Consider the following 26,005-nt stretch of genomic DNA (forward strand, 5'->3'; position numbering starts at 1 on the left):
TATCCTTCAATGAAACAATGTGCTGTATCAGCCTAAAGATAGAACCCGAAAATGGGTTGCAAGCCAACGTGATTCAACCCAATAAAATGTAACGTGCATCACGTTGATGGCAACGTTTGTGGTCCCGGGCGGTTGATCGACGTTCAAGACAGCGCCTTTTCCCGCGCAGCAACCCGTCTTTCAGGAAAGAAACGCCCGCCATGTCAGGCTCGTCGCTGACTTCGGACATGCCCCAGCCTGAAACCGGGTCCGAGGGGGGCGTGCCACGCCTCGCCCAAACCGGCGCAGGGGCAAAAATCATGCCCGATGCCCCGTCCGATACCGATAATTCCGAAGTGCGGAATGACGTGCATCAGGCCGGGATGATCCGTAAGGCCATGATGCGTCACAGCCTCGGCCTGCGTGATGTCGGAATTCTCATCCTGTCTCTTCTGGCGGTGTTCTACACCCTCTATTTTGCCGCCGATATCGTGCTGCCGTTCGTCTTTGCGATGGTCGTCAATCTGCTGATGATCGGGCCGATGCGTTTTCTGCATGGGCGGCTGCGTATCCCGAAGCCCATCTCGGCGCTGTTGCTGATCATCGCCATGTTCCTGCTGGTCGTCTGCATTGGCACCGCCATTTCGGTGCCGGCTGCGGCGTGGTTGACCAAAGTGCCGCAGAGCCTTCCTGCGCTTCAGCAGAAACTCGCCTTTCTTCAGGGGCCGATTGACTCGGTCCAGCGCGGCTACCTGCGAGTGATCGCCCTGATGTCCAGTGGCGGGCATCATCATGTGACCGCTGCCTCGGCGGCGGCGTCATCGGCCTCGAATGGCGCTGAGACGCTGCGCGTCTGGGGGTCCTCCTTCCTGATCGGGACGCGGGCATTCATGGGTGAGTTCTTCACCATGCTGCTGATGCTGTTCTTCCTGATGACGGAAGGCGACAGCCTGCTGCGTCGTATCGTCGAGATCATGCCGACCTACTCCGACAAGAGACGGCTGGTGCAGATCACGACGCAGATTGAGCGCAATGTCTCGCTCTATCTTGCCACCATTACCATCATGAACATCCTTGTTGGGCTGCTGAACCTGCTGCAATGCTGGCTGACCGGTATGCCCAATCCGCTGCTCTGGGGTGTTCTGGCCTTTCTGCTGAATTACGTGCCGATCATCGGGCCGTTGACTGGCGTTGTCGTCTATTTCTGCGTGGCGCTGATCAGTTTCCCGTCTTTCCTGATGTCGCTCCTGCCACCCGCCATCTATCTGTGCATCCATATCCTCGAAGGTGAGACGATCACCCCGATGCTTCTGGCCAAGCGCTTCACGCTCAACCCGGTGCTGGTCATGGCTTCCCTTCTGTTCTGGGACTGGATGTGGGGGATTGGCGGAGCGTTCCTGTCCGTGCCCATGCTCGCCGTGTTCAAGATCTTCTGCGACCATATCGAGGGGCTTTCACCCATCGGGCACGTGCTGGGCGGACCTGTAAGACCACGATCGCTCCGTACGCTTGGTCCTGAGGTCAAGCCCGAGTCAGCTTCCTGACAGGGGGATGATTGTCTAGCGCTCTGCCCGGTGGGATCAGATCGGGCAGAAATGAAATCGACACAATCCTGATCACCGTTGTGACTGGCATGCGAGCAACCCGGGGTGGCTTACGAGGCTGGTTTCATGAACCAGATGCATAAAGCCATGCCCCGAACGGGCACTAATAGGCGGCACATGGGCTTTGTATCATCTGATCGGAACCACCCTCTGCATTTGCAGGGTGGGTGCAGGGTTTCTGCAATCAGGGAGAGCGCATGAAGGACGTTACCGTCGTTGTCGGGGCCGGATCGATTGGTCAGGCAATTGCACGCCGTATAAGCAGTGGACGTCACGTCGTGCTCGCTGATCTGCACCTGGAAAATGCAGAGAAGGCGGCCGGTATTCTCGAACTGGCAGGATTCGAGACAAGTGTGATCACTGTCGATGTCTCGGAAAGGCGGTCTGTCCGGGCCCTTGTCGAGGCGGCCGGCAAGATCGGCCCGCTCATGTCTCTCGTTCAGGCAGCCGGTGTATCGCCATCACAGGCGCCAGTAGAGACTATCCTCAAGGTTGACCTCTATGGAACTGCCATGCTGCTCGAAGAGTTCGGTCAGGCTGTCGCAAAAGGGGGATCAGGGATCGTGATCTCATCCCAGTCAGGGCATCGAATGCCGGCTCTCAGTGTCGAGCAGGACAGGCAGCTGGCCACGACGCCTGCTGATAGGCTCCTTGCCCTTCCCTTTGTACGGGAGATTACGGACACGCTTCTTGCCTATCAGATGTCCAAGCGCTGCAACTCACTGCGGGTGAGGGGTGAGGCCCCGCGTTGGGGAATACGCGGCGCGCGCATCAATGCAATCAGTCCCGGGATCATCATCACGCCGCTTGCCTATGACGAGCTGCATGGCGAGCGGGCAGCGTTTTATCGCCAGATGCTTGCCGATGCCCCGGCAGGCCGCGCAGGAACACCCGATGAGGTGGCCGCACTCGCCGCCCTGATTACCGGTGCTGAAGGCGGCTATATAACGGGAAGTGACTTGCTCATCGACGGTGGTGCAACCGCCCAGTTTTTCTACGGCACGACATAGCGCTGCCGGGCTGGCAATCGGACGGGTAGGGTGCCCCAAGGGGGTGCCTGATGCGCTGTCCGACGCCGCCCGCTTTCGCTCGAATTCAGTACGAAATTCCCCCGGTTCGGCGTATGACATGAAATTATCATGCGCCTTGGACCGACCTGTCCTATTAGAACATCGTTCTGAGGCTGGAGACCGCTTGGCGAAGCATGGTTGAACAGCTATCAACCGCAACAAACTATTTCAAAACATCCTGAGCCGAGGTTCTGATGCGCTCCCATGACGGCCTTGCCTGACCATGCAGGCACCTTTCCTACGCCGCCTTGGTCTGGCAGCGCTCATCGCCATTGTCCTTCTCGGGATCGTTATCACGATCATCCATGAACATGGGGCATCACATTCCGATCGGCCGAGAGCCCAGCTCGCCCGTGAGAACGGTATGGTTATCGTAACCGATGACTCCCCGCTCATGAAGCGCTTGCATGTCGAGCCTGTCACAACGAGCAGGCTGGCCCACGGGTTGCGTGTGCCCGGCATGATTCAGGCGCAGCCGACACGCAGCATCAATATCCTGACGCCGGTTACGGGCCATGTAACGGCAACCAGCCTTCAGCCCGGTCAGATCGTGCACAAGGGGGATGTTCTGGCGGTTCTGGCCTCGGGCGATCTCGATCAGGCCTATGCCGATCTGCTCAAGGCGCGGGCGCAGGAGACCTATCAGGCGCAGGTGGTCAAACGCGCCCAGGAGGTTCTCTCCATCGGGGGCAATGCCCGCAAGGATCTGGACTCTGCCAGCAACGATCTGGCTCAGGCCCGCGCCGAGCGCCAGCGAGCCGAGCGTCGTCTTGAATCCCTCAACAGCCGCACCGACCAGGATGGCGAGGGTCTGGTGAGACTGGTGGCACCGATAGACGGGCTGGTGGCCAGCACCACGCTGGCACCGGGTGTGAACATCACGGATGCCACAGCCGTTCAGGCGGTCCTGCTCGATATCTCCCAGGTGCAGATCGACGCTGAAATTCCCGAGGAGTCCGCAGGTATGGTGTCCGTTGGCCAGCCGATGAATGCTGCCATCAGCGCCCTGCCCGGCCGGCATTGCGTAGCGCCCGTCCAGTCGATCGATCCTGCCCTGCACAGCGATACGCGCCGGGTCATTGCACATATCCTGTGCGACAATCCTGATGGAGCCCTGCGCCCCAACATGTTTGCCGATGTCGAGATTGCGGTTCAGCAGCCGGATATGGTGATCATCCCCAAGACCGCCCTTCTGATGAACAACGACCGCCTTACGGTCTTCGTGCAGGATGGTGCCCCCATGCATTTCCGCCGTCGTGCCGTGACGGTCAGCTATGATGAGGGGGAGAGCGTTCGCGTTCTCTCAGGCTTGCAGGGTGGTGAGCATATCGTCACGCGTGGCGCCATTCTTCTCAACGATAACGACTGATTTGTCAGCGCCGCAGATGAGAGCTTCCTAATCCGTGATTGCGACCCTGATTTCCTGGTGCTTTGCGCGCCGCCATATCGTTTTCATCTGCGCCGTGTTTCTGGCTCTTGCGGGCGGTTATGCCTGGCGTGTGTTGCCCGTTGAGGCCTATCCCGATCTTGGGGCGGTCAATGTGCAGGTCACGACCCAGGTTTCCGGCCTGGCCGCCGAGGAAATGGAACAGCAGGTTACCGTACCGCTGGAACGGGCTCTGGCAGCCGTGCCGGGCGTGACCGAGAGCCGTTCGAGCAGCACGTTCGGCCTGTCGCTGATCACCCTGATCTTTCATGACGGCATCGACGTGTTCACGGCGCGCCAGCTGGTGCTGGAACTGCTCGGTACGGCGAGCATGCCCGATGGCGTGACCCCGCAGCTCGGCCCGATCACCGGCCCCGCTGGCGAGATTTTCCGCTACACGCTGGAATCGGATTCAATGGATCTGATGCAGCTTTCGGACGTGCAGCGCTGGATTGTCATCCCTACGCTTCAGCGGGTGCCGGGCATCGTCAACGTCAATAATTTCGGCGGTCTGACGCGCGAGTATCAGCTCGTGCTCAAGCCGGACGCCCTGCTGCGTTACGGGCTGAGCACCGATGACGTGGTCAACGCCATCAAGAACAACAACGCCAATGCGGCGGGCGGGCGTATCACGCGCGGTGAGCAGTCCTATATCGTGCGTGGTGTGGGCATGATCCACACGCTGGACGACATGAAGCGCATCGTCGTGGCGCAGCATAACGGCACGCCGGTGCTGCTGAGCGATCTGGGGCAGGTGCAGTTCGGGCATCAGATCCGCGAGGGTATTCTGGGCAAGGACAATAACCCCGATACCATCGAGGGCATCGTGACCATGCTGTCAGGTGCCAACCCCTCGCTCGTTCTGGACAACGTGCATCACGTGGTGGACGGGCTTCAGGAGCGCCTGAAGCCGCTCGATGTACGGCTTGTTCCCTATATCGACCGTGATAATCTGGTGAAGGCCACCACCCATAAGGTAGGCGAGACCATGGTCGAGGGTATCGGCCTCGTTCTGGTCATTCTGACTCTCTTCCTCGGCAGCCCCCGCAGTGCGGTCGTCACTGCCGTCACCATTCCGCTCGCGCTTTCCACCGTTTTCGTGCTCATGCATTTCTTTGGCATGGCGGCCAATCTGTTCTCGCTCGGCGCCATCGATTTCGGCGTGATCGTGGACGGGGCCATCGTGATTACCGAGGCGATCCTGCGCCTGCGCGAGGAATCACCCAAGGCCACCCTGACCAGCACCGAAGTTCTGAGCGTGGCGCGTATCGCGGGGCGCTCGATCTTTTCCTCCACGCTCATCATCATCGTGGCCTATTCGCCGCTCTTCGCGTTTGAGGGGAGCGAGGGCAAGCTGTTCCGGCCCATGGCCTATACGGTGAGTTTTGCGCTCATGGGGGCGCTGGCCTGTGCCCTCTGCCTGATCCCGACGCTGAGCTATCTGGCCTTGTACAAGCCAAGACGCATCTGGCATAACCGCCCGCTCGAAGCCCTGCATCATGCCTATGAGCGCGGGCTCAATCACATGCTGGCCCGCCCGCTCGTGACCTATATCGGGGGTGGTGCGGCGCTGCTCTCGGTGGTCATTCTGGGGGCCACGGTCGGGCGCGAGTTCCTGCCCGATCTGGACGAAGGCGCGCTCTGGCTTCAGGTGCAGTTGCCCACGGGCATTTCGCTGGATGAAGGCAGCCGTATCGCAAGCGAGGTTCGCTCTGCCGTCCGCGAATTCCCCGAGACTTCCTACGCCATCACCCAGCTTGGTCGTAACGATGACGGCACCGATCCGTGGACGTTCTCCCACATCGAAATGCCGGTCGGTCTCAAGCCCTATGACCAGTGGGCAAGCGGCGAGACCAAGGCCCAGTTCATCGCCCGCCTGCGCGAGCGTCTTTATCAGATCCCCGGCATCAGCTTCGGGATCAGCCAGCCGATTCAGGATGGCATGAACGATCTGGTGGGCGGTGCCCATTCGCCGCTCGTGCTGCGTGTCTATGGCAATGATTTCCACGAACTGCGCCGCATTGGCCGTCAGATCGTGAACATCCTGCATGAGGTGCCTGGCACGACCGATGCCTCGATCTTTCAGGAGCCGCAGATTCCGCAGCTGATGGTGACGCCACGCCGCGAGCAGGCGGCACGTTATGGCATCAACGTGTCCGACATCAGCACCGTTGTGCAGAACGCGATTGGCGATGGCGCCATCACACAGGTCTATGTGGAAGATCGCGTGTATAACGCGACGCTGCATGTCGGCTCGCATGATCTGACCGATCTGGCTTCCATACGCGCGCTTCCCCTGCGCTCGACCGAAGGCGCCCCGGTGACACTGGCCGAGGTGGCCGATGTCGGGCTGCATATGGGTGAGAGCAATATCGCCCATGAGATGGGTGAGCGTCAGATCACCATTCGCGTCGATAATGGTGTGCGCCCGCTCTCGCAATATCTGGAGGACGCGCAAAAGCGCATCGCCTCACAGGTGCATTTCGACCCCCGCAAATATCGCCTGCAATGGGCTGGCAGCTTCGAGCAGGAGCAGCGTGCGCAGGCCCGTCTGGGCGTGGCGTTGCTCGTGATGTTCTCGATCATGCTGTTGCTGCTTTTCATGGAGTTCGGGACGTTCCGTCATGCTGTGCTGGTGCTCAGTGTGGTACCGCTAGCCACGCTGGGCGGGCTCATCGCGCTTCATCTGCGTGGCGAGACACTCAATATCGCGACGGCTGTGGGCTTCATCGCGCTGTTCGGTGTGGCGGTGCAGAACGGCATCATCATGATTGCGGCCATCAACCGCCATCATCGCGCGGGGCTGAGCATCCATGATTCCGTGCTGGCCGGTGCGGCTGAGCGTTTCCGCCCCGTGCTGATGACGGCTACGGTTGCCAGCGCTGGCATGCTGCCCGCAGCACTCGCAACAGGCGTCGGCACCGACGTGCAGCGTGGTCTGGCGACGGTTGTCGTGGGCGGGCTCGGCATTGCAACCCTGCTGACCCTTTTTGTTCTGCCGGTCTTCTTTTTCGAGCTGGAGCATTACATCGAACGCCGCAAGGCGCGCCGTTCGGGAGGTGTGTCATGAAACGCCGTGTGCTTTTGACCTGCGCCGCCAGTCTGGCGCTCTCGGGCTGCGCCATTGGCCCGAATTTCCATCGTCCTGAGATGCTCAGAACGGGTGGTTACCAGAGTACGGCCCTCCCGGCCTCCATTCATGGCACGACCGGAACCGGCTCAGCGGGAGCCGCCCAGACCCTGACAGCCGGGGCCGATCTGTCGGGCGCCTGGTGGCAGGCGCTGGGCGTGCCGCAACTCGATGCCCTGGTCACACGGGCATTGCAGAACAACCCGTCACTCAGATCAGCACAGGCGACGCTCAAGGCAGCTTATGAACAGACCAAGGTCGCGGGCGCACCCTTGCTGCCCAGCATCTCGGCCTCGTTCAACCCGACACGCAACAAGACGTCCAAGGCGCTGTCACCTGTGCCGGGCAATAATGACTATTTGTATAACCTGCACACGCTTCAGCTGAACATTTCCTATCAGCCCGATCTGTGGGGCGGGTTACGCCGTCAGGTGGAATCCCAGGCGGCGCAGGCGGAAATGCAGCGCTTCCAGCTGATTGCCACCACCAATACGCTGATCAATACGCTGATTGTCTCGCTCATCACGCAGTCGAGCCTCAACGCCCAGATCAACGCCACGAGCGACATCATTGCCAACCAGCAGAAGCTTCTTGGTGTGATGGAAAAGCAGTTCAGGCTTGGGGACATTTCGGAAGCCCAGCTTCTGGCCCAGAAAGCCGCGGTGACCCAGGCGCAGGCGACCTTGCCCCCCTTGCATCTGCAGGCCGAGCAGGCTCACGACCAGATTGCTGCACTGGTCGGCACGACGCCCGACGAGGTGTTGCCCGAGATTCCGCTTGAGGCCTATCGCCTGCCCGCGACCCTGCCCGTCAGCCTGCCCAGCGCGCTTCTGACCCAGCGCCCCGACATACGCGCTGCGGAATCGCAGATGCACAGCGCCAGTGCGCAGGTGGGCGTCGCCATTGCCAACCGTCTGCCCAATGTGCAGCTTTCCGCGACACCGGGTCAGGCCATCAATGCCATGAGCCAGTTCTTTACCCCCGGCTATGGCAACTGGTCGATTGGCGCGATGGTGGCTCAGCCGATCTTTCAGGGTTTTGAGCTGATGCATCTGGAGCGTCAGGCGCGCGCTAATCTTCTGGCGGCCACCGAGCAGTACAAGAACACCGTACTGACCTCGATGCAGAACGTGGCCGACACGCTGCATGCCCTTCAGGATGATTCTGACGCGCTTACCATCAGCGCAGCCAATGAGGATGCGGCTGTGCGCAGTCTGCGCATTTCACAAAGCCAGATGTCCTACGGCGATATCAGCCCGGTGCTGCTCCAGGCGGCGGTGCAGATCGAACTTGAGGCGCGGCTCAACCTGATTCAGGCCAGAGCCACGCGCTTTACCGATAGCGTCGCCCTGTTTCAGGCTCTCGGGGGAGGGTGGTGGCATCGTAACGATACCGCTATGAAGGTTCCCTCGACAGACTGGCACGCGGCGTTCTGACCCGGTTCGGATTTCCGTGCGCCCGGCGCGCTTCAGGAGATCCGACGCTTATGAGATTCCCCCGCTCCTCACGCCTCGCCCTGATGGGGCTTGGCTGCCTTCTTGCCTCGACAACGGCTCTCGCGGCCCCTACTGCGCCGTCGGACAACAAGGCGGCGGCCGCGTTCGATCGCCTTCTGGATGAGGAGTGGCAGTACGAGCTTAAAGACGCGCCTGAAATGGCGACGTCGATTGGCGATTACCGTTACAACGACCGCTGGAGCGATCTGTCCCTTGCCCATATCAAGGGGTCTGTGCCTGTTCTGACGGGCTTTCTGAAGAAGTTCGAGGCTATCGCGCCAGCGTCACTCGATGACCAGCGACAGATCAGCCGTGCAATGATCATCCAGCAGATCCAGGACACGCTCGAAGGGATCCGTCTCAAGACCTATGAGATGCCGATCGACCAGATGAATGGTGCCCAGCTGGAATATCCGGGTTTCGTTTCGAGCATCCCCTTCGACACCACGAAGCAGTATGAGGATTATCTTGCTCGCCTGCGCGCCATCCCCAAGGCGATCGATCAGGTGATCGCCCTGGCGCGTCTTGGCGAGAAAGACGGATTGATGCCGCCGCGCTTCCTCCTTGAGAAGGCCGAGCAGCAGGTGGAGCAGATTGCAGCGCCGGCTGGCGAAAAGAGCCCGTTTGGCGAACCCGTCACGAAATTCCCGGCCGCTGTGCCTGCTGCCGATCAGGCGCGACTCCGCAAGGCTATTCTGACGGCGATCGATCATGATGTGCGCCCGGCCTATCAGCGCCTCGCGACCTTCATGAAGCAGGGCTACACGGCGCATGGCCGCGCTCAGGATGGTGTATGGGCTCTCCCCGGTGGCGATGCGCTTTATCGCTACGACATCCGTACCCTGACCACCACCACCATGTCCCCCAAGGAAATCCATCAACTCGGGCTCGATCAGGTTGCCAGGATCGAGGGCGAAATGGGCGAGATCGCTCATAAGCTCGGCTTTGCCGACCTTGCAGCCCTGCGCGCTTCGGTAGCGAAGGATCCCAAGCTCTACGCAACGTCGCGCGAGCAGATCATCGATCTGTACTGCAAGTATATCGCGCAGATGGAGCCCGCCCTTACCCGCGATTTCGACAAGATCCCGACCACGAAGCTGGAAGTACGCCCCGTCGAGCGCTATCGCGAGGCTGAGGCTGCCGGTGCCGAATACCATCAGGGAACGCCCGATGGTTCACGCCCCGGCATCGTGTTCGTCAACACCGGCGATTTCGCCAAGCGCGATATCTACACGATCGAGGATACCGCCTATCATGAGGGTGTTCCGGGTCATCACTTCCAGATCTCCACCGCTCAATCCCTGCCGCTGCCGCCTTTTCGCCAGCAGGGCTCCTATAACGCCTATATCGAGGGCTGGGCGCTGTACGCCGAGGGTCTCGGCAAGGAGCTGGGCTTTTACAAGGATCTCTACAGCGATTATGGCCGCCTGAATGGCGAGCTGCTGCGTGCTGATCGTCTGGTGCTTGATACCGGTGTGCATGACCTGCACTGGACCCGCGCCCAGATGCTGGAATTCTTCCATGCCCATCCGCCCACCAGCGAGCCGGACATGCAGGCCGAGACCGACCGTTACATTGCCTGGCCCGGTCAGGCACTGGGTTACATGCTGGGCCAGCAGACCATTCTCCGTCTGCGCGAAAAGGCAAAGACTGTACTGGGACCGAAATTCGACATCCGCAAGTTCCACGATGTCGTTCTCTCTGGTGGTGCCCTGCCGCTCAACCTCCTTGCCGACCGGGTGGATGCCTGGATCAAGACAGTGAAGAGCGAAAAGTAAGACCTGGGAGGCGCGGGCACTCGCCTCGATAGTGGATGGTCGTTCTTGTAAGAGCGACGCTGGACGAGCAGGGATGAGGGCAGGGTAGAGCCTTGCCCTCATTCCTGAATGCTTTGATCCGTAGGGCTGCTTTCAAAAAAAGGATCTTTCGGGATTTCTGTCGTTTCCAGAAGGGCGGGAAACGGGCAGGATCGGGAGGATATGTCTTTGACTGCTCCTTCCCCCGCCAAGAGATCTCCTGATGCATCAACGGTTCAGGATTCGGAACCTGCGGTTAATCTGAAGGCCACCCGACCCGCGCGTTTCGTTCATGGCAGCATCATGCGCCATGTCATCGTGATGGCGGGCACAGGGGCTATCGGACTGATGGCCGTCTTTGCGGTCGATCTGCTCAATTTCTGGTATATCTCGCATCTGCATGACCCGGCCCTGACTGCGGCAATCGGTTTTGCCGCTGCGCTGGGCTATGTTCAGGTGGCGGTGTCGATTGGCATGACTATCGGGCTGGGGGCAGTCATTGGCCGTCTCATCGGCGCGCGCCGGATCATCAGGGCGCGGCGGTTTGCCTCGGCGTTCATGGTCGTCATGATCGCGGTGACGGCCGTGCTGGGCTGTCTGACAGCGGTTTTCGCCTCGGCGTTTCTGGCCCTGCTGGGTGCACGCGGGGAGGCTTTGGCGCAGGCAACCGGATTCCTGCATCTGGTTTCACCATTCCTGCCCCTGGTCTGTTACGGCATGGCGCAATCGGCGTTGCTGCGCTGCGTGGGGGATGCCCGTCGCTCCATGCAGGTGACGCTGGTGGGCGCTTTTGTCTCGGCGATTCTCGACCCTATTCTGATTTTCGGGTTCCATATGGGGCTGACCGGGGCGGCGATCAGCACAATTCTCTCTCGCAGCGCCGTGGTGCTGTTTGGCTTCGTTAGCCTGCGTGAGCACCGTATGCTCGAATGGCCACGCCTATGGGCCATTGCTCCTGCAACGCGTCAGATCGGTGCTGTGGCCTTGCCTGCCATTGCGACAAATCTGGCAACCCCTGTTGGCGGATTGTTCACCACCCATTTCATGTCCGGGTTCGGGCTGGAGGCAATCTCCGGGCAGGCGACGATCGATCGTATCGTGCCGGTCGCCTTCGCTTTCGTGTTTGCCCTGACCGGATCGGTCGGGCCGATCATGTCGCAGAACCTGGGGGCAGGGAAAAAAGACCGGGTGCGCGAGACGCTTTATGCCTCGCTCAAGCTGACCGGACTTTGTGTTCTGCTCACCTGGGCCATTCTGGCTGCATTTCATACCCCTATCCTGCACCTGTTCGCCTCCAAGGGGGTAGCGATCCGGATTGTCACGCTGTTCTGCTGCTGGCTGGTGGCGAGTTACTTTTTTGTGGGGCTGCTGTTCGTCTCGAATACGGCCTTCAATAATCTGGGTCATCCGCTCTATTCGACCGCGTTCAATTGGGGCCGGGCGACACTGGGAACGATCCCGTTTGTCTGGATCGGATCGCATTATGGTCCGATCGGTATTCTGGTCGGGCAGTCGCTGGGCGTGGTTCTGTTTGGCAGCTTTGCTGCGCTGACCGCCTTCAGGGTGATCAAAAGGATATGAATGCCGAATGGCCATCACGCGCTGTTGACCTCCGCGGGGGTAACTTCACGCGGGTTATTTCGATTGCCACAAGCGAGAAGTGGAGACGATCCCAGCAAGGATGATCCAAGACTAAAGTATTGGAGTTATTAATTGCAAAGAAAATCAATAAAAATCATATGATCACCCATATATTGATTTATAAAACACAGGTAAATTCAGATATAATTCATCATACAAATATATAGATACAAATTTTATAAATAAATATGTTATATTTCTAAATATATAAGAATGTTTATTTGAATATATATTTCCTCATGACTTATGGCATACATTTGTTATAGATAAGCAATATGATGCCACTCTAGCGCATTTTGTTATATATATCATCTTTCCACACTGCCCCCTCAGATTGTAATCAGTAACCCTCGGCGTGGGGCAGATTGGCCCGAATGCTGCCTGTATTGAATGCTGTGACTGAGAGTAGCAATGCGTATATTATTGACAGGTGGGTGTGGTTTTATCGGATCTGCCGTGGTCAGGCATCTGATCCGTCAGACCTCACATGAAGTCCTCAACGTGGATTGCATGACCTATGCGGCCTCGGAAGAGACCGTGGGCGAGGTCGCGGCGGACCCGCGTTATCGTCATGCGGCTGTCAATATCGTCAATGGTGTCGAGCTTCAGAAGCTGTTTGACGAGTATCGTCCTGATGCCGTCATGCATCTGGCAGCCGAAAGCCATGTCGATCGCTCCATCGACGGACCTGGCGTGTTTGTCGAGACGAACGTAACGGGCACCTATGCGCTGCTCGAGGCTGCCCGTCGCTACTGGCAGACCCTTGATGCCGCAGGGCAGAAGGCCTTTCGCTTTCATCACATCTCGACCGACGAAGTCTTTGGGCATCTCGAGCTCGATGATCCGCCGTTCACCGAGACGACCCCCTACGATCCGCGCAGCCCGTATTCGGCATCCAAGGCTGCTTCGGACCATCTCGTGCGCGCATGGTATCACACCTATGGGCTGCCGACCTTCGTGACGAACACCACGAATAACTACGGCGTCTGGCATTTTCCCGAGAAGCTCATCCCGCTGGTGACGATCAACGCGCTCGAGGGCAAGGAATTGCCCGTCTATGGCAAGGGCGAGAACATTCGTGACTGGTTGTTTGTCGAGGATCACGCTGAGGCACTGGTCAAGGCCGTCGAACAGGGCCAGCCAGGCGAGACCTATGCCATTGGTGCCCGTCAGCCGCGCACCAATCTCGATGTCGTCAAAACCATCTGCGCCGTACTCGACGAGCTGTCGCCCGATCCGGCAGGTCCGCGCGAGCGTCTGATCCGTTTTGTGACGGATCGACCCGGCCATGATTTCCGCTACGAGATCGACCCCAGCCACGCCGAGAAGGCTCTGGACTGGAAGGCCAAGCACGATTTCGAAACGGGTATCCGCCGCACGGTTCAATGGTACCTTGATAACCGCAACTGGTGGGAAGGCATTCGCGCCCGCCGCTACACCGGACAGAGACTGGGAACAAAAGCATGAACGCCATCGCTGCATCCAAGCCGATGAAGGGCATTCTTCTGGCCGGTGGATCGGGCACGCGCCTGCATCCCATGACGCTGGCGACCTCGAAGCAGCTCCTGCCGGTTTATGACAAGCCGATGATCTATTATCCGCTGACCACGCTCATGCTGGCTGGCATTCAGGATATCATGATCATCTCCACGCCCCATGACCTGCCGCAGTTCAAGCGCCTGCTTGGCGATGGGTCGCAGTTCGGCGTGCGTTTCGAGTATCGCGAGCAACCCTCTCCGGACGGTCTGGCCCAGGCCTTCCTCATTGCAGAAGACTGGATCGACGGCTCGCCCTGCGCTCTGGCGCTGGGTGACAACCTGATCTTTGCTGATCATCTGGGTGTGCTGCTGCGTGCGGCGGCGTCTCGCCCCGAAGGGGCGACGGTTTTCGCCTATCAGGTGCGCGACCCCGAGCGTTATGGCGTGGTCAGCTTCGATGAGAGCGGCCGTGCCCTCGGCATTGTCGAGAAGCCTACTGAACCTGAGTCGAACTGGGCTGTGACCGGTCTCTATTTCTACGACCATCGCGTTGTGGAATTCGCCAAGAAGGTCAAGCCGAGCCCGCGCGGTGAACTCGAGATTACCGATCTGAACCAGATGTATCTGGAAGAAGGCACATTGCAGGTCGATCGTCTGGGTCGTGGCTGTGCATGGCTTGATGCCGGAATGCCGGACAGCCTGATGCAGGCAGGTCTGTTCGTTCAGACAATCCAGTCCCGTCAGGGCATGCTGGTTGGCTCACCGACCGAAGTCGCCTATCGCATGGGCTTCATCGATCGCGAACAGCTCCTGATCCAGGGCAACGCGAAGAAGAAGACCGAGCTAGGCCGTATGCTGCTTGAGCTGGCAAACCAGTCTCATTCAGGCCGCAACTAGGAGCAGGTTCATGAAAGTCGAACGTCTCGCCATTCCTGACGTCATCCTCGTCACGCCGCAGCGCTTCAGCGATTCACGCGGGTTCTTCTCGGAAACCTACAACCATCAGAAGATGGTCGAGGCCGGGATCGACCTGACTTTCGTACAGGACAATCAGAGCCTTTCCGTTCAGAAGGGCGTCGTGCGCGGCCTGCATTGCCAGGTTGCGCCTTATGTTCAGGGCAAGCTCGTGCGTTGCACCAAGGGCGCGATCTGGGACGTGGCAATTGATGCCCGCACCGGCTCGCCCACCTACGGCAAGTGGGTTGCAGCGGAATTGTCAGAGGAAAACTGGTCGCAGCTCTGGGTGCCGCCGGGCTTCCTGCATGGGTTCGTGACCCTGCAGGAAAACACCGAGGTTCAGTACAAGTGCACGTCGCTTTACGACAAGGCGTCGGAACGCGCGGTTATCTGGAACTGCCCGCATCTGGGCATTGACTGGCCAATCAGCGCAGATGAGGTTGTTCTGTCCGACAAGGATCAGGTTGCGCCCCATTTCACTGAAGCCAAGGGATGGTTCCAGTATTCATGAGCACGGCATCTAGAAAAACGATCCTTGTCACGGGTGGGCAAGGTCAGCTCGCTACGTCGCTGAAGACCCTTGGCGGAGATCGTGTGATCGTTGTCGGTCGTCCCGAATTCGATCTCGCCAACCCGGAGACCATGGCAGCGACGCTGGCGCGTTACACGCCCGCTCTGGTGGTGAATGCGGCCGCCTGGACGGCTGTGGATCTGGCGGAAAGCGAGATCGCGGGCGCAGAAGCTGCCAACGAGACCGGTCCGGCTGAGCTGGCACGTCTCTGCGCGGCGCAGGACATGCCGCTCATTCATGTCTCGACCGATTATGTGTATGCCGGTGACAAGGGCTCGCCCTATGTCGAAACCGACCCTGTCACGCCACAGACGGTTTACGGTCGCACCAAGGCGGCAGGTGAGCAGGCCGTGCTGAAGGCGCAGCCGAAGAGCGTGATCCTGCGTACGGCCTGGGTTTATTCCGGGCATTGCAAGAACTTCGTGCGGACCATGGTCAATGCCGGGGCGAAGAACACGCATCTGAAGGTTGTGGGCGATCAGTATGGTTGCCCCACCAATGCCGATGATCTGGCCAACGCCATTCTGGGCATTGCGGACCAGATCAAGGCCGGTTGGCAGGACAGGTTTGCCGGCATCTATCATGCCTGTGGCACAGGTGAGACAAGCTGGCACGGACTGGCGGTGGCTGCTCTTGAAGAGGCCGTGCGTCATGGTCAGACCATGCCGGTCGAGGTGACCGCCATCCGTACGCAGGACTGGCCTACCCCGGCCAAGCGCCCGCAGGATTCACGCCTTGATTGCAGCAAGCTCGAACAGGTCTTTGGTATCCGCCTGCCTGACTGGCGCGATGGCGTTGCCCGCGCTGTGGACGAGCATTTTGCGGCGCAGTCGGCCTGAGCGTGGCGCGGGACAATAGTGTTCTGACCTCACCACCGCATCTTTATGCGGTGGGGGGGCGTGATACGGAGCGGGCGGCCTCGGTGCCGCCCGTTGCGATTCTGTTGTCCGTCTATAATGGTGAGGCGTTTCTCAACCAGCAACTCGACAGCTTTCTGGCACAGACAGAAAGCAACTGGTGCCTCTACTGGCGTGACGATGGCTCTCAAGATGCCTCACGCGCCATCATGCTCTCCTTTCAGGAGCATCGTGGTCAGGGGCGCTGCATTGAGATTGACGTTGAACCCGGCAATATCGGCGTTGCCCTTTCCTACGCGCTTCTGCTTGATGCGGCACCTCCGGATGCGCTGATCGCATTTGCAGATCAGGACGACGTCTGGGTTCCCGAGAAACTGCAATGGGGCCGTCAGGCCCTAAGCGGCTGCGAGGGGCCTGCCCTTTATTGTGCGCGCCAGTTTCTGACCGATGAGTCTCTTACGGTTTTGGGACCTTCGCTACCGCTTCGCCGTCAGCCTGATTTTCGTACGGCTCTCATCCAGAATCTGGCCACGGGCCATACTGTCCTGCTCAACCCTGCGGCGGCTGCGCTGATACGTTCCACCCTGCCACCCAAAGGCATACTCCATGACTGGTGGAGCTACGCCCTCGTTCTGGGTATGGGAGGACAATTCATCTTCGATGAGCGCTGTGTGGCGCTTTACCGGCAGCATCGTCGCAATGCAGTCGGGGTCGAACGCTCAATCCTGACTCGTGGCCTGCGTGCCATTCGGCGCGGCCCCACATCGTTCATGGCTCTTCATGTCGCGCTGATGACGCACCTTCTGCAACCCGATCTCTCGGTACATCTCAAGCCGGAATCACGGGCATTTCTTCTGCGTTTGCGCGAGGCGCTGGGCGGCGGCATCAGGGAGCGACTGCGTTTTTTGATCAGGGAACGCGGCTTTGTGCGCCAGCGTATGGCCGAGACGTGGCTGTTCCGGCTGTGGTTCCTGCTTTACGGCAATTCCAGTCCGAAAGCCTGACAGCTCTCGCGTATGAAACCAGGAGGGGTTGCCCGCGCACTCACCTGATCATCACGCAAAGACAGATCGAGCGAGCGGCTCATGAGGTGCAGGGCACCCTGTCCGCCGCCATAGCGTTCATCACCCAGAATGGGGCAACCCAGCAGCGCACAATGGACGCGCGCCTGGTGAGTACGCCCTGTCAGCAGGGTCAGTTCAAGAAGGGCATGCGTCCTGCCACGGGACAGAACCCGCCATGAGGTGCGGGCGCTTTGTCCTTCGGGGTATGTTTCCATATGCCAGCCAGCCTGCGTACTCACCTTGCGCAGGGGAGCGTCGATCAGACCTTCATTCTCCGTCGGACCGCGATGGACGACCGCCCAGTAGGTCTTGCGGACGTTGCCTGAGGCAAAGAGCGCCTGTGCCTCCACAAGGGCCTGCTTGCGCAGGGCAATCATCAGACAGCCGGAGGTGTCTGTATCGAGGCGGTGAACCAGCCACGGGCCATCCTTGCGACGCGACAGCAGGGGAAAAAGCGCCTCGACAGAATGGCGTGCCTTGGGCCCTGGATGGACCGGAAGCCCGGCAGGTTTGTCGATCACGACCAGGCGCGGGCTCTCATAAAGAACCGGATAGGGAAAGCGGTCGCTTATCGCATGGTCGGTCATCGGGCGGTCAGGCATTGGGGCGGTCAGTCATCGTACAGGCTGGGCATGAGACGGTGTCAGGGCAGGGGAGGGGGGTCAGTCCTCGTCGCGCTGACGGCGGGCAAGGACTTCGCGCTTGCCCACATGATTGGTAGCGCTCACGATCCCTTCCTTCTCCATCTGCTCGATGATCTTGGCCGCGCGATTATAGCCGATCGACAGATGACGCTGAATGAATGAGGTCGAGGCCTTGCCCTCACGCGTTACCAGATCGACAGCCTGATCGAACAGGCTGGATTCGGCATCGTAATTGCCGCCACCCATACCGTTTCCGCTCGACGAGGTGCTTCCACCTTCATCCTCGAGGCTGGAGATCACCTCGTCGTTATAGACAGGCTCGCCCTTGCTGCGCAGATCGGCCACCACATCCTCGACCTCGCTATCGGCCACGAAAGGTCCATGCACGCGGGTGATACGGGCCGCGCCCTGCATGTAGAGCATGTCGCCCTGGCCCAGAAGCTGCTCGGCACCCTGTTCACCCAGAATGGTGCGGCTGTCGAATTTGCTGATCACCTGGAAGGAGATACGCGTCGGGAAATTGGCCTTGATGGTACCGGTAATCACATCGACCGAGGGGCGCTGCGTGGCCATGATCACATGGATGCCGGCCGCGCGGGCCTTCTGCGCCAGACGCTGCACCGCGGCTTCGATTTCCTTGCCTGCCACCATCATCAGATCGGCCATTTCGTCGATCACCACCACGATATGCGGCATCGTCTCGAGTGCAAGCTGCTGTTCGTCGAAAACCGGCTGGCCGGTTTCGGGGTCGAAACCGGTCTGCACGCGACGCGTCACCAGTTCTCCCGTCGAGCGGACCTGACGCACACGCTGGTTATAGCCCGTGATGTTGCGCACCTGCAGATGCGCCATGGAACGGTAGCGCTTGTCCATCTCGCGCACGGTCCATTTGAGCGCGGCCACGGCCTTGTTCGGCTCAGTGACAACAGGCGTCAGCAGATGCGGAATCCCGTCATAGATCGAGAGTTCAAGAATTTTCGGGTCGATCATGATCAGGCGGCACTCTTCCGGCGTAAGCCGGTAGAGCAGCGACAGGATCATGGCATTGACGCCCACCGATTTGCCCGAGCCTGTGGTACCGGCAATCAGTAGATGCGGCATCTTGGCCAAATCGGCATAAACCGGATTGCCCGCAATGTCCTTGCCAAGCGCCAGACGCAGCTGCGCCCCCGGTTCATGGAATTCGGGTGTATCCAGCAGCTCCGAAAAATACACCGTTTCGCGCGAGGCATTGGGGACTTCGATACCAATGACATTGCGCCCCGGCACGGTGGCAATACGCACACTCAGTACCGAAAGCGAGCGCGCAATATCATCCGCCAGACCAATCACGCGGGCAGAGCGAATACCGGGTGCCGGTTCGAGCTCGTAAAGCGTGACCACCGGGCCGGCATGGATATCGCCAATCTGACCCTGCACACCGTAATCGGACAGAACCTGCTCCAGCAGGCGGGCATTGGCCTGCAAGACCTCATTGGACGGGCCATTGCCGCCATGAGCGGGTGCCTTGCGCAACAGACCCAGCGATGGCGGCTGCCAGCCTGTATTCTCCCAACCCTGACGGGCGGCGGGTGCAGGCTGGGACTGAGCGCTACGCTCGGAGCGTGCGCGACCAAAACCGAAAAACCCGCGCCTTGGCTCTTCCTCCTGCTGGGGTGGCGGGGCGTGATCTTCGGTGAACGGGGCCGCGTCCTCGATTTCAGCATAGCGCGTGACGGCAGCAGGCCGTGGCGCGCTGTCCTGATCACGGGCGATCTGGGCCAGCTGCATGGCATAGGGATTGGAAGGGGCGGGTTCGGGAGCCGGCGCCGGTTGCGGGTTTGTCGCCTGCTGGCGCAGGGCCGGAACCGGCTCTTCTATCTTGTCAGGGGGTTGCAGCCATCCGGTATTGGCAGGGATGAACGGTGCGCGCGCGGTGTCCTGGCTCCGTCTTGGTGTGGGGTAAGGGTGCTCGTGGCGATAGGCATTGGCCTCGACCGGCTCATAGCTGCTCCAGTCCGGCGGTGCAGAGTGGCGAGCCTTGTTGCCCATGCGCCGCGCCAGATTTTCGGAGCTGCGGCCAACGGAACGGGCACCGCGGAACAGAGCGCGCCATTCGCTGCGACGCAATCCGACAGCCAGAGGAACAAGCAGGATCGTCAGCAACAGACCGAGCAGCGAAAACACTACGCCGCCGGCTCGCCCCAGCGCTGCATGGCCAGTCGCGACCAGATGATCAGCAAGAACGAGCCCGAGTTGCCCCCCCAGCCCCGCGCGCGACGGCCAGCTTGTGGTCAAGGCCGGTATCAGGACCTGCAAGGTGGCAATCAGCGCGGCCGCAACAGGCAAAAGACAGAAAAAGGCAATGAACCGCAGGATCGGCACGCTCAGCGCATGGTGGCGTACGATCTGCCAGGCCCAGCACAGCATCACGATAATGGGCAACGCACTGGCCAGACCCAGCCATTGAACCAGGGCATCGGCCAGCGTCGCGCCGGGCTGACCTAGCAGGTTTGTCGGCACCGCTGTCGTGGCCGTATCGAATGACGGATCCTGCGGATTATAGCTCCACAAGGCCACGCCCAGAGCCAGGGCGAGGGCCAGCAAAATGAAACCGCCAAGCTCCGTCAGCCTGTCCTGAAACGGGCCGCGCTGCCGTGGCGCTGTCGTGCCTGATGAAAAGAAGCGGCTGAACGAGGCCAAATTCGCGTCTTCCTGTTTTTGCGCAATACGTCATACCCCGCGCATGGGGCATCGAGCATCGTCTGGATCTATACGTGTCGTGTGGCAGAACTATAGCGGAACGTCATGGAGAGACGAGAGCAAAAAAGGCGGCAATCTGCCGTTATTCGGGGTGCATGATACCTCGGATGGCCCTCCCCCATAACGCGCTCGGGGAGAATCCTTCGTCGGTCCTGTCTTGATCGGCGCAGGGGCTCATATGCTTGCAGGCGGGACGTGCCCCATTATGCGCGCTTCGTGACAGGCACTCCCCTCAGCCCCTCCGCCCGAGGGTAGTCATCCTTCGGAAACCTGTCTGATGTCAGGTAATCGGTACCGTTCGTGTTCTGTCGTAGTGAGCGGGTAAAGCCCTGCCAGAAGGGCCGGCGTCAGGATGCACGCCAGATCCTGACCTGGGCCACACCAAAGCGCCGTTCGGTCAACAGGGGAAGGTCGATGGCGAGTTCGTCCTTCACTGCGGTTTCAGCCACGATAATGGCTTCAGGGGCAATCCAGCCAGAGCGGGCCAGAGCCTTGAGGGCAGACGGGACAAGGTCCTTGCCATAAGGCGGGTCCAGAAAGACGAGCGTGCAGGGGCGCGGCGCGCGTGGCGCTCGCGTAACATCGCAGGTCAGCACGGACAGGTCGCGGTCCTCGAAGCGGCAGGCGCGGATATTGGCCGAAATCACGGCGCGGGCGCTGCGGTCCTGCTCCATGAAAACGGCGGAAGCTGCCCCGCGTGACAGGGCTTCGAGCCCCAGCGCGCCAGTGCCCGCAAAGGCATCGAGCACATGGGCGCTGCTCAGGAAGTCCGAACCGGACCAGGGGGCGTGGGCCAGCATGTCGAACACGGCCTGACGGGCGCGATCGGAAGTGGGGCGGGTGGTCTCGCCCCGTGGCGCCTGAAGGGCGACGCCTTTGCGTTCACCGCCGACGATACGCATTATTCTTCTTCGGCATCCGGGCTGGTCGTGTCGGGGGTCGTATCCCTGACCACCCGGCGCACGCGACGTGGGGCCGCTGCAAGGCCGGGGATCTGCTCGCGCAGGATCTTGCCCTGCACCTCTTCAATCTCGCGTTTTTGCAGCGTGCCAAGCTGGAAGGGGCCATAGGAGACGCGGATCAGACGGCTGACATGCAGGTTGAGACCCATCATGACGCGCCGGATTTCACGGTTCTTGCCTTCCTGAAGGCTGACGGTCAGCCAGGCGTTATCGCCCTTCTGCGAGTCCAGACCGGCTTCAATGGGACCATAGCGCACACCATCGAATTCCGAGCCATGAGCCAGAGCAGCCAGCTTGCGCTCGTCCACAACGCCGAACACGCGCACGCGGTAGCGGCGTATCCAAGCATTGGAAGGCAGCTCAAGGCGGCGGGCAAGCTCACCGTCATTGGTGAGCAGAAGCAGCCCTTCGGAATTGATGTCCAGACGCCCGACGCTGACGACGCGCGGCATGCCCTCAGGCAGGGAGTCGAACACGGTGGGTCGTCCCTGCGGGTCACGATGGGTGGTCATGAGCCCGTCCGGCTTGTGATAGCGCCAGACACGGGTGTGTTCCTTGCCCCCGATCACCTTGCCATCAAGCTGAATGATGTCGCCATCCTGTACGAAGGTGGCGGGATGCTCGACCGAAGAGCCGTTCATGCGGATGCGACCGGCCTCGATCATGCGTTCGATGTCGCGTCGACTGCCCACACCTGCGCGGGCCATCCATTTGGCGATGCGTTCGCCCTTCTGTTCTTCGGTCATGCTCGTCTGTCCTGTGGTGTCGCGTGTCGGGCCGCGTCGATGAAACCAGCCAATAGACGCGCGTCACCCGGATCGATAGCGAATTCCGGATGCCACTGCACCCCCAGATAAAAAATTCCGTTGCCAGTGTCGTTGTCGGCGTCGTTGCCGGTGTAGGGGGCCTCGATGGCCTCAATCAGGCCATCAGGGGCATGGGCACTTACCAATAGGCCCCCGGGGTCGCGCACGCCCTGATGATGGGAGGAATTGACCCGCATGGTTGTGCACCCGGTGTAGTGGGCCAGACGTGACCCGGGAACGAGGATCACATCGTGACCGGCTTCGTCGCGCGGGTTCGGCTGTTCATGGGCAATAGGCCCCGGTACATGATCGGGAAGATGCTGGTGCAGTGTCCCACCCCAGGCAATGGCCATCAGTTGCATGCCGCCACAGATGCCTAGTACCGGCAGGGTAAGACGGCGGGCGGCTGCAATGTACGCCAGTTCGGCGTTCGTGCGCCCCGGTTTGAGGGTCGTCTGCGGATGCAGGGCCTCACCATAGAGTGCAGGGTCGGGATCGAATGCGCCTCCGGTGACAACCAGCCCGTCCAGACGCTCCATATAGGCCTGCGCCAGATCAGGCTCGTGGGGCAGCCCCACCGGCAGGCCGCCTGCGTTGCGGATGGCATCGAAATAGTTTTGCCGCAGGGCATGATAGGGCCAGCGGGAAAAATCCTGTGGGCCACCCGGCTCGATATCGAGGGTGAGGCCGATGAGGGGCGCGCGTGTCATGAGGTGGATGTAAGCAGGGTTTTCCGGCAAACAGAAGGCAGGCGTGCAGGATAGCACGACGAACGATGGGAGGGGGGTCATCCGGCATGAGGCAGAAGAACAGTCATCATCCCTCCTCTCTCACCCGGACGGGGGATAAAAGCGCCCCCCCTGACAGGCGTGACGATGGCATCGCCCCGCCGTGTCTGGACCCGTCCGAGGCCATGAGCTGTGCTCTCGAGGCCGCCCGCGAAGCGGCCTTGCGGGGGGAGGTGCCTGTGGGTGCGATCGTACTTGGGGCAGATGGACAGGTTCTGGCCTGTGCCTCGAATGAGGTTGAGCAAAGGGTCGACCCCAGTGCCCACGCGGAAATTCTCGCAATGAGGGAAGCGGCGCGGGTGCTTGGGTCGCGGTCGCTCGCTTCATGCACCCTGGTCGTGACGCTGGAGCCCTGCCCCATGTGTGCAAGCGCCATGACGCATTTTCGCCTTGGACGGGTGATTTATGGTGCCTACGACCCGAAGGGGGGCGGGGTCGATCACGGACCACGCATTTTTGAGCAACCGGCCTGTCTGCATCGGCCTGAAGTGATTGGCGGGGTACGCGAGCACGAAAATGCTGAATTGCTGAAGAAGTTTTTCATGACATTGCGGGAATCGCGCGCGTCCTGAAACGGATTACCACGTTTTTACGCGCCCCTATTCTGGACGAACCGAAGGTCGGTTCATAAGTTCTCTTGATCACACCGCACCCTGATGGTGCCAAAGCTGGAAAGATCATGACTGACGCCATGCCTGTTCGTTTGACGCCTTCACGCAAATTCCGTTCACTGGCTCTGGTTGCAGCCACTGCGCTGTCCATCGGGGTTGGTGCCTCGTCTCCCGCCTGGGCAGAAGGGCCGATCACGCCCCAGACCCAGCTTCAGACGCTGCCGAATTTCGTCAATCTGGTGAAGCAGGTGAAGCCTGCTGTCGTTTCCATCACTTCCCACATCCGCGCCGATGTGGCCGAGCAGGAAGAAGGCGGCGGCGGTGGCGGCCAGCAGATGCCGCAGGGCATGCCCTTCCCGTTCCCCTTCCCGTTCCAGATGATGCCGCAGCAGCAGCAGCCCCGTCGCACTGTCGAGGCCCGCGGCTCGGGCTTCATCATCTCCAATGATGGTTATATCGTCACGAACAACCACGTGGTGAACGGTGCCACAAAGGTTTCGGTCACGCTGGACGATGGCACGACCCTGCCTGCCAAGATCGTGGGTCGTGACCCCAAGACCGATGTGGCCCTGCTCAAGATCAAGCCCAACGGCAAGCTGCCTTTCATCGAGCTGGGCGATTCAGACAATGTGCAGCCCGGTGAGTGGGTCGTGGCCGTGGGTAACCCGTTCGGTCTCGGTGGCACGGTCACGGCGGGTATCGTCTCGGCGCGCGGTCGCGATCTGAATGCCGGACCGTATGACGATTTCATCCAGATCGATGCGCCAATCAATCATGGCAACTCGGGTGGTCCGCTTTTCAGCCAGAACGGCAAGGTGATTGGTGTGAACGCGGCCATCATCTCGCCCTCAGGCGGGTCGATCGGCATTGGCTTTGCCATTCCGTCCAACACGGTCAAGAGTGTGGTGGACCAGCTCCGCACCTCCGGTCACGTCACGCGTGGCTATCTGGGTGTGCTGATGCAGCGCATTTCGCCCACGTTGGCGCAGGCTCTCGGCCTGAAGCCGAGCGAGCCGGGGGCGCCGCCTGAAGGGGCTCTTGTGGCGCAGGTCACCAAGGGCGGCCCGGCCGACAAGGCTGGCCTGAAGAGTGGTGACGTCGTAACGGCGCTGAACGGGGCCAAGATCAAGAGCGTTCACGATCTGGTCGTGCATACCGTCTCGATGAAACCCGGCACGGATGCGACGCTGACCATCCTGCGTGACGGCAAGAGCCAGACCATCACCGCCAAGATTGGCAATATGCCCAAGGATGGTGAGGGAGCGGATTCCAGCGCCGGAGACGATAACGGCCAGACCAATGGCGGCAAGATCGGTATTTCCCTCGCTCCGCTTTCGCGTGACATGCGCCAGCAGCTCGGTGTGGATGACACCGTCAAGGGGGCGGTGATCAGCCAGATTGTCCCTGGTTCACCTGCCGAACAGGCTGGTGTGCGTCCGGGTGACATCATTCAGGGTGTTGGCAACACGGCCGTCGACAACCCCCGCGCTGTGCTGACCGCCGTGCGTGGTGTGCTCAAGAACAAGCAGCCCGTTCTGCTGCGCGTGCTGCGCGATGGTCAGCAGATCTTCATTGCCATCGCTCCCGGCGGAAGCGATAGCGATGATGATAGCAATGATGACGGCAACTGAGTGCGTCAGACGCTCCATGCCTGAGCGGCATGGGGAAAACAGCCCTCGTGAGGCTGTGAGAAACTGAAAAGGGGGTGGGGTAAGCAAACCTTGCCCCTTTTTTCATAGCGGCAGGGTCAAGGCCGGTCGCGCAGGATTTGCGACGATGACCGGGCTGCGGCACAGTAGCGGCATGACCCGTATCTTCATTGATTCCGATGCCTGTCCGGTCAAGGACGAGGTCTATCGCGTGGCCGGGCGCTATGGCCTGCATACGCTGGTTGTGGCCAATCGAATGATTGCCCTGCCTGACTCCCCCCTGATCGAACGTGTGGTGGTTGAGGCCGGCCCTGATGTGGCCGATGACTGGATTGCCGAGCGTTCCGTCGAGAATGATATCGTGATCACCGCCGATATCCCGCTCGCCGCACGTTGTGTCGAAAAAGGCGTGCATGTTCTTGACCCCAAGGGGCGTGTGCTCGATGCCGATGCCATCGGCATGGCACTGGCCATGCGTAACCTCATGACCGATCTGCGTTCGGCAGGGATGATGACGCCGGGTGGTGCTGCTTTTGGCAAGGCCGACCGCTCGCGTTTCCTCTCCGCACTGGATACGCTGGTCAACAAGGCGCGCAAACCGCGCCTGCGCCCCATGACCCTGCCGCCCGGTTAGTGTCTGAGCGAGATTATCTCCCTCGTGAAAAAGCGCTGAGCGATCCTCGTTCGTGACTCCCTCTCCCCGTTACCGGGCCCTTCAGAAACAGGATCTGCGG

The 26,005-nt window shown here is 60.4% G+C and carries 20 protein-coding genes; 15 read left to right on the plus strand and 5 right to left on the minus strand.

Annotated features, from left to right (window positions below; all coding sequences use genetic code 11):
• Window positions 1-362: 362 nt before the first annotated feature.
• The 12 genes from Asbog_RS00005 to Asbog_RS00060 all read left to right on the plus strand — a co-directional run bounded on the left by Asbog_RS00005 (window position 363) and on the right by Asbog_RS00060 (window position 17,009).
• Window positions 363-1,523 carry an AI-2E family transporter gene (locus Asbog_RS00005; RefSeq protein WP_083510902.1) on the plus strand — a complete coding sequence of 387 codons (1,161 nt, stop codon included), beginning with the start codon at window positions 363-365 and terminating at the stop codon, window positions 1,521-1,523.
• A gap of 257 nt (window positions 1,524-1,780) precedes the next feature.
• The gene (locus Asbog_RS00010; RefSeq protein WP_062163621.1) at window positions 1,781-2,593 is read left to right on the plus strand and encodes an SDR family oxidoreductase; all 813 of its coding nucleotides are present in this window, start codon (window positions 1,781-1,783) and stop codon (window positions 2,591-2,593) included.
• 283 nt (window positions 2,594-2,876) lie between these two features.
• Window positions 2,877-4,022, plus strand: coding sequence for an efflux RND transporter periplasmic adaptor subunit (locus tag Asbog_RS00015; protein WP_062163622.1), 1,146 nt, complete (start codon window positions 2,877-2,879; stop codon window positions 4,020-4,022).
• 34 nt (window positions 4,023-4,056) lie between these two features.
• On the plus strand, window positions 4,057-7,149 hold the full coding sequence (locus tag Asbog_RS00020; RefSeq protein WP_062163623.1) for an efflux RND transporter permease subunit: 3,093 nt from the start codon (window positions 4,057-4,059) through the stop codon (window positions 7,147-7,149).
• The gene (locus Asbog_RS00025) at window positions 7,146-8,645 is read left to right on the plus strand and encodes an efflux transporter outer membrane subunit (RefSeq protein WP_062163624.1); all 1,500 of its coding nucleotides are present in this window, start codon (window positions 7,146-7,148) and stop codon (window positions 8,643-8,645) included. The genes Asbog_RS00020 and Asbog_RS00025 overlap by 4 nt, the downstream gene beginning before the upstream one ends.
• 50 nt (window positions 8,646-8,695) lie before the next feature.
• Window positions 8,696-10,483, plus strand: a complete 1,788-nt coding sequence (locus Asbog_RS00030) for a DUF885 domain-containing protein (protein WP_062163625.1) — start codon at window positions 8,696-8,698, stop codon at window positions 10,481-10,483.
• Window positions 10,484-10,804: 321 nt separating this feature from the next.
• Entirely contained in the window at window positions 10,805-12,082 is a 1,278-nt protein-coding gene (locus Asbog_RS00035; RefSeq protein ID WP_035444374.1) for an MATE family efflux transporter, read from the plus strand.
• A gap of 471 nt (window positions 12,083-12,553) precedes the next feature.
• Window positions 12,554-13,609, plus strand: coding sequence for a dTDP-glucose 4,6-dehydratase (rfbB, locus tag Asbog_RS00040; protein WP_062163626.1), 1,056 nt, complete (start codon window positions 12,554-12,556; stop codon window positions 13,607-13,609).
• Window positions 13,606-14,517, plus strand: coding sequence for a glucose-1-phosphate thymidylyltransferase RfbA (gene rfbA, locus Asbog_RS00045; RefSeq protein WP_062163627.1), 912 nt, complete (start codon window positions 13,606-13,608; stop codon window positions 14,515-14,517). The genes rfbB and rfbA overlap by 4 nt, the downstream gene beginning before the upstream one ends.
• 10 nt (window positions 14,518-14,527) lie before the next feature.
• Window positions 14,528-15,088: a dTDP-4-dehydrorhamnose 3,5-epimerase gene (rfbC, locus tag Asbog_RS00050; protein ID WP_062163628.1), complete on the plus strand. Its 561-nt coding sequence runs from the start codon at window positions 14,528-14,530 to the stop codon at window positions 15,086-15,088.
• Window positions 15,085-15,987 carry a dTDP-4-dehydrorhamnose reductase gene (rfbD, locus tag Asbog_RS00055; RefSeq protein ID WP_062163629.1) on the plus strand — a complete coding sequence of 301 codons (903 nt, stop codon included), beginning with the start codon at window positions 15,085-15,087 and terminating at the stop codon, window positions 15,985-15,987. Before rfbC ends, rfbD begins: the two co-directional genes overlap by 4 nt.
• Window positions 15,988-15,989: 2 nt before the next feature.
• Complete coding sequence (locus Asbog_RS00060; protein WP_231944599.1) at window positions 15,990-17,009, plus strand: glycosyltransferase; 1,020 nt, start codon at window positions 15,990-15,992, stop codon at window positions 17,007-17,009.
• On the opposite strand, the gene Asbog_RS00065 is transcribed toward Asbog_RS00060, so the two are convergent.
• From Asbog_RS00065 to Asbog_RS00085, 5 genes are all read right to left on the minus strand, one after another.
• On the minus strand, window positions 16,982-17,671 hold the full coding sequence (locus Asbog_RS00065) for an RluA family pseudouridine synthase (RefSeq protein WP_231944600.1): 690 nt from the start codon (window positions 17,669-17,671) through the stop codon (window positions 16,982-16,984). The genes Asbog_RS00060 and Asbog_RS00065 overlap by 28 nt on opposite strands.
• 60 nt (window positions 17,672-17,731) lie before the next feature.
• Window positions 17,732-20,395 carry an FtsK/SpoIIIE family DNA translocase gene (locus tag Asbog_RS00070; protein ID WP_062163630.1) on the minus strand — a complete coding sequence of 888 codons (2,664 nt, stop codon included), beginning with the start codon at window positions 20,393-20,395 and terminating at the stop codon, window positions 17,732-17,734.
• Between the two features lie 407 nt (window positions 20,396-20,802).
• Window positions 20,803-21,357, minus strand: coding sequence for a 16S rRNA (guanine(966)-N(2))-methyltransferase RsmD (gene rsmD, locus Asbog_RS00075; protein ID WP_062163631.1), 555 nt, complete (start codon window positions 21,355-21,357; stop codon window positions 20,803-20,805).
• Complete coding sequence (locus Asbog_RS00080) at window positions 21,357-22,163, minus strand: pseudouridine synthase (protein WP_051757741.1); 807 nt, start codon at window positions 22,161-22,163, stop codon at window positions 21,357-21,359. The genes rsmD and Asbog_RS00080 overlap by 1 nt, the downstream gene beginning before the upstream one ends.
• Window positions 22,160-22,933 (minus strand): gamma-glutamyl-gamma-aminobutyrate hydrolase family protein, encoded by a 774-nt coding sequence (locus Asbog_RS00085; protein ID WP_062165590.1) that lies wholly within the window; start codon window positions 22,931-22,933, stop codon window positions 22,160-22,162. Before Asbog_RS00085 ends, Asbog_RS00080 begins: the two co-directional genes overlap by 4 nt.
• Before the next feature lie 203 nt (window positions 22,934-23,136).
• On the opposite strand from Asbog_RS00085, the gene Asbog_RS00090 reads away from it, so the two are divergent.
• The 3 genes from Asbog_RS00090 to Asbog_RS00100 all read left to right on the plus strand — a co-directional run bounded on the left by Asbog_RS00090 (window position 23,137) and on the right by Asbog_RS00100 (window position 25,905).
• Window positions 23,137-23,583 (plus strand): nucleoside deaminase, encoded by a 447-nt coding sequence (locus Asbog_RS00090; RefSeq protein ID WP_062165591.1) that lies wholly within the window; start codon window positions 23,137-23,139, stop codon window positions 23,581-23,583.
• Window positions 23,584-23,690: 107 nt separating this feature from the next.
• Window positions 23,691-25,253 (plus strand): Do family serine endopeptidase, encoded by a 1,563-nt coding sequence (locus tag Asbog_RS00095; RefSeq protein WP_062165592.1) that lies wholly within the window; start codon window positions 23,691-23,693, stop codon window positions 25,251-25,253.
• Window positions 25,254-25,425: 172 nt separating this feature from the next.
• Complete coding sequence (locus tag Asbog_RS00100) at window positions 25,426-25,905, plus strand: YaiI/YqxD family protein (protein WP_062165593.1); 480 nt, start codon at window positions 25,426-25,428, stop codon at window positions 25,903-25,905.
• Window positions 25,906-26,005 lie beyond the last annotated feature (100 nt).

The sequence above is a fragment of the Asaia bogorensis NBRC 16594 genome (assembly GCF_001547995.1).
GTDB lineage: Bacteria > Pseudomonadota > Alphaproteobacteria > Acetobacterales > Acetobacteraceae > Asaia > Asaia bogorensis.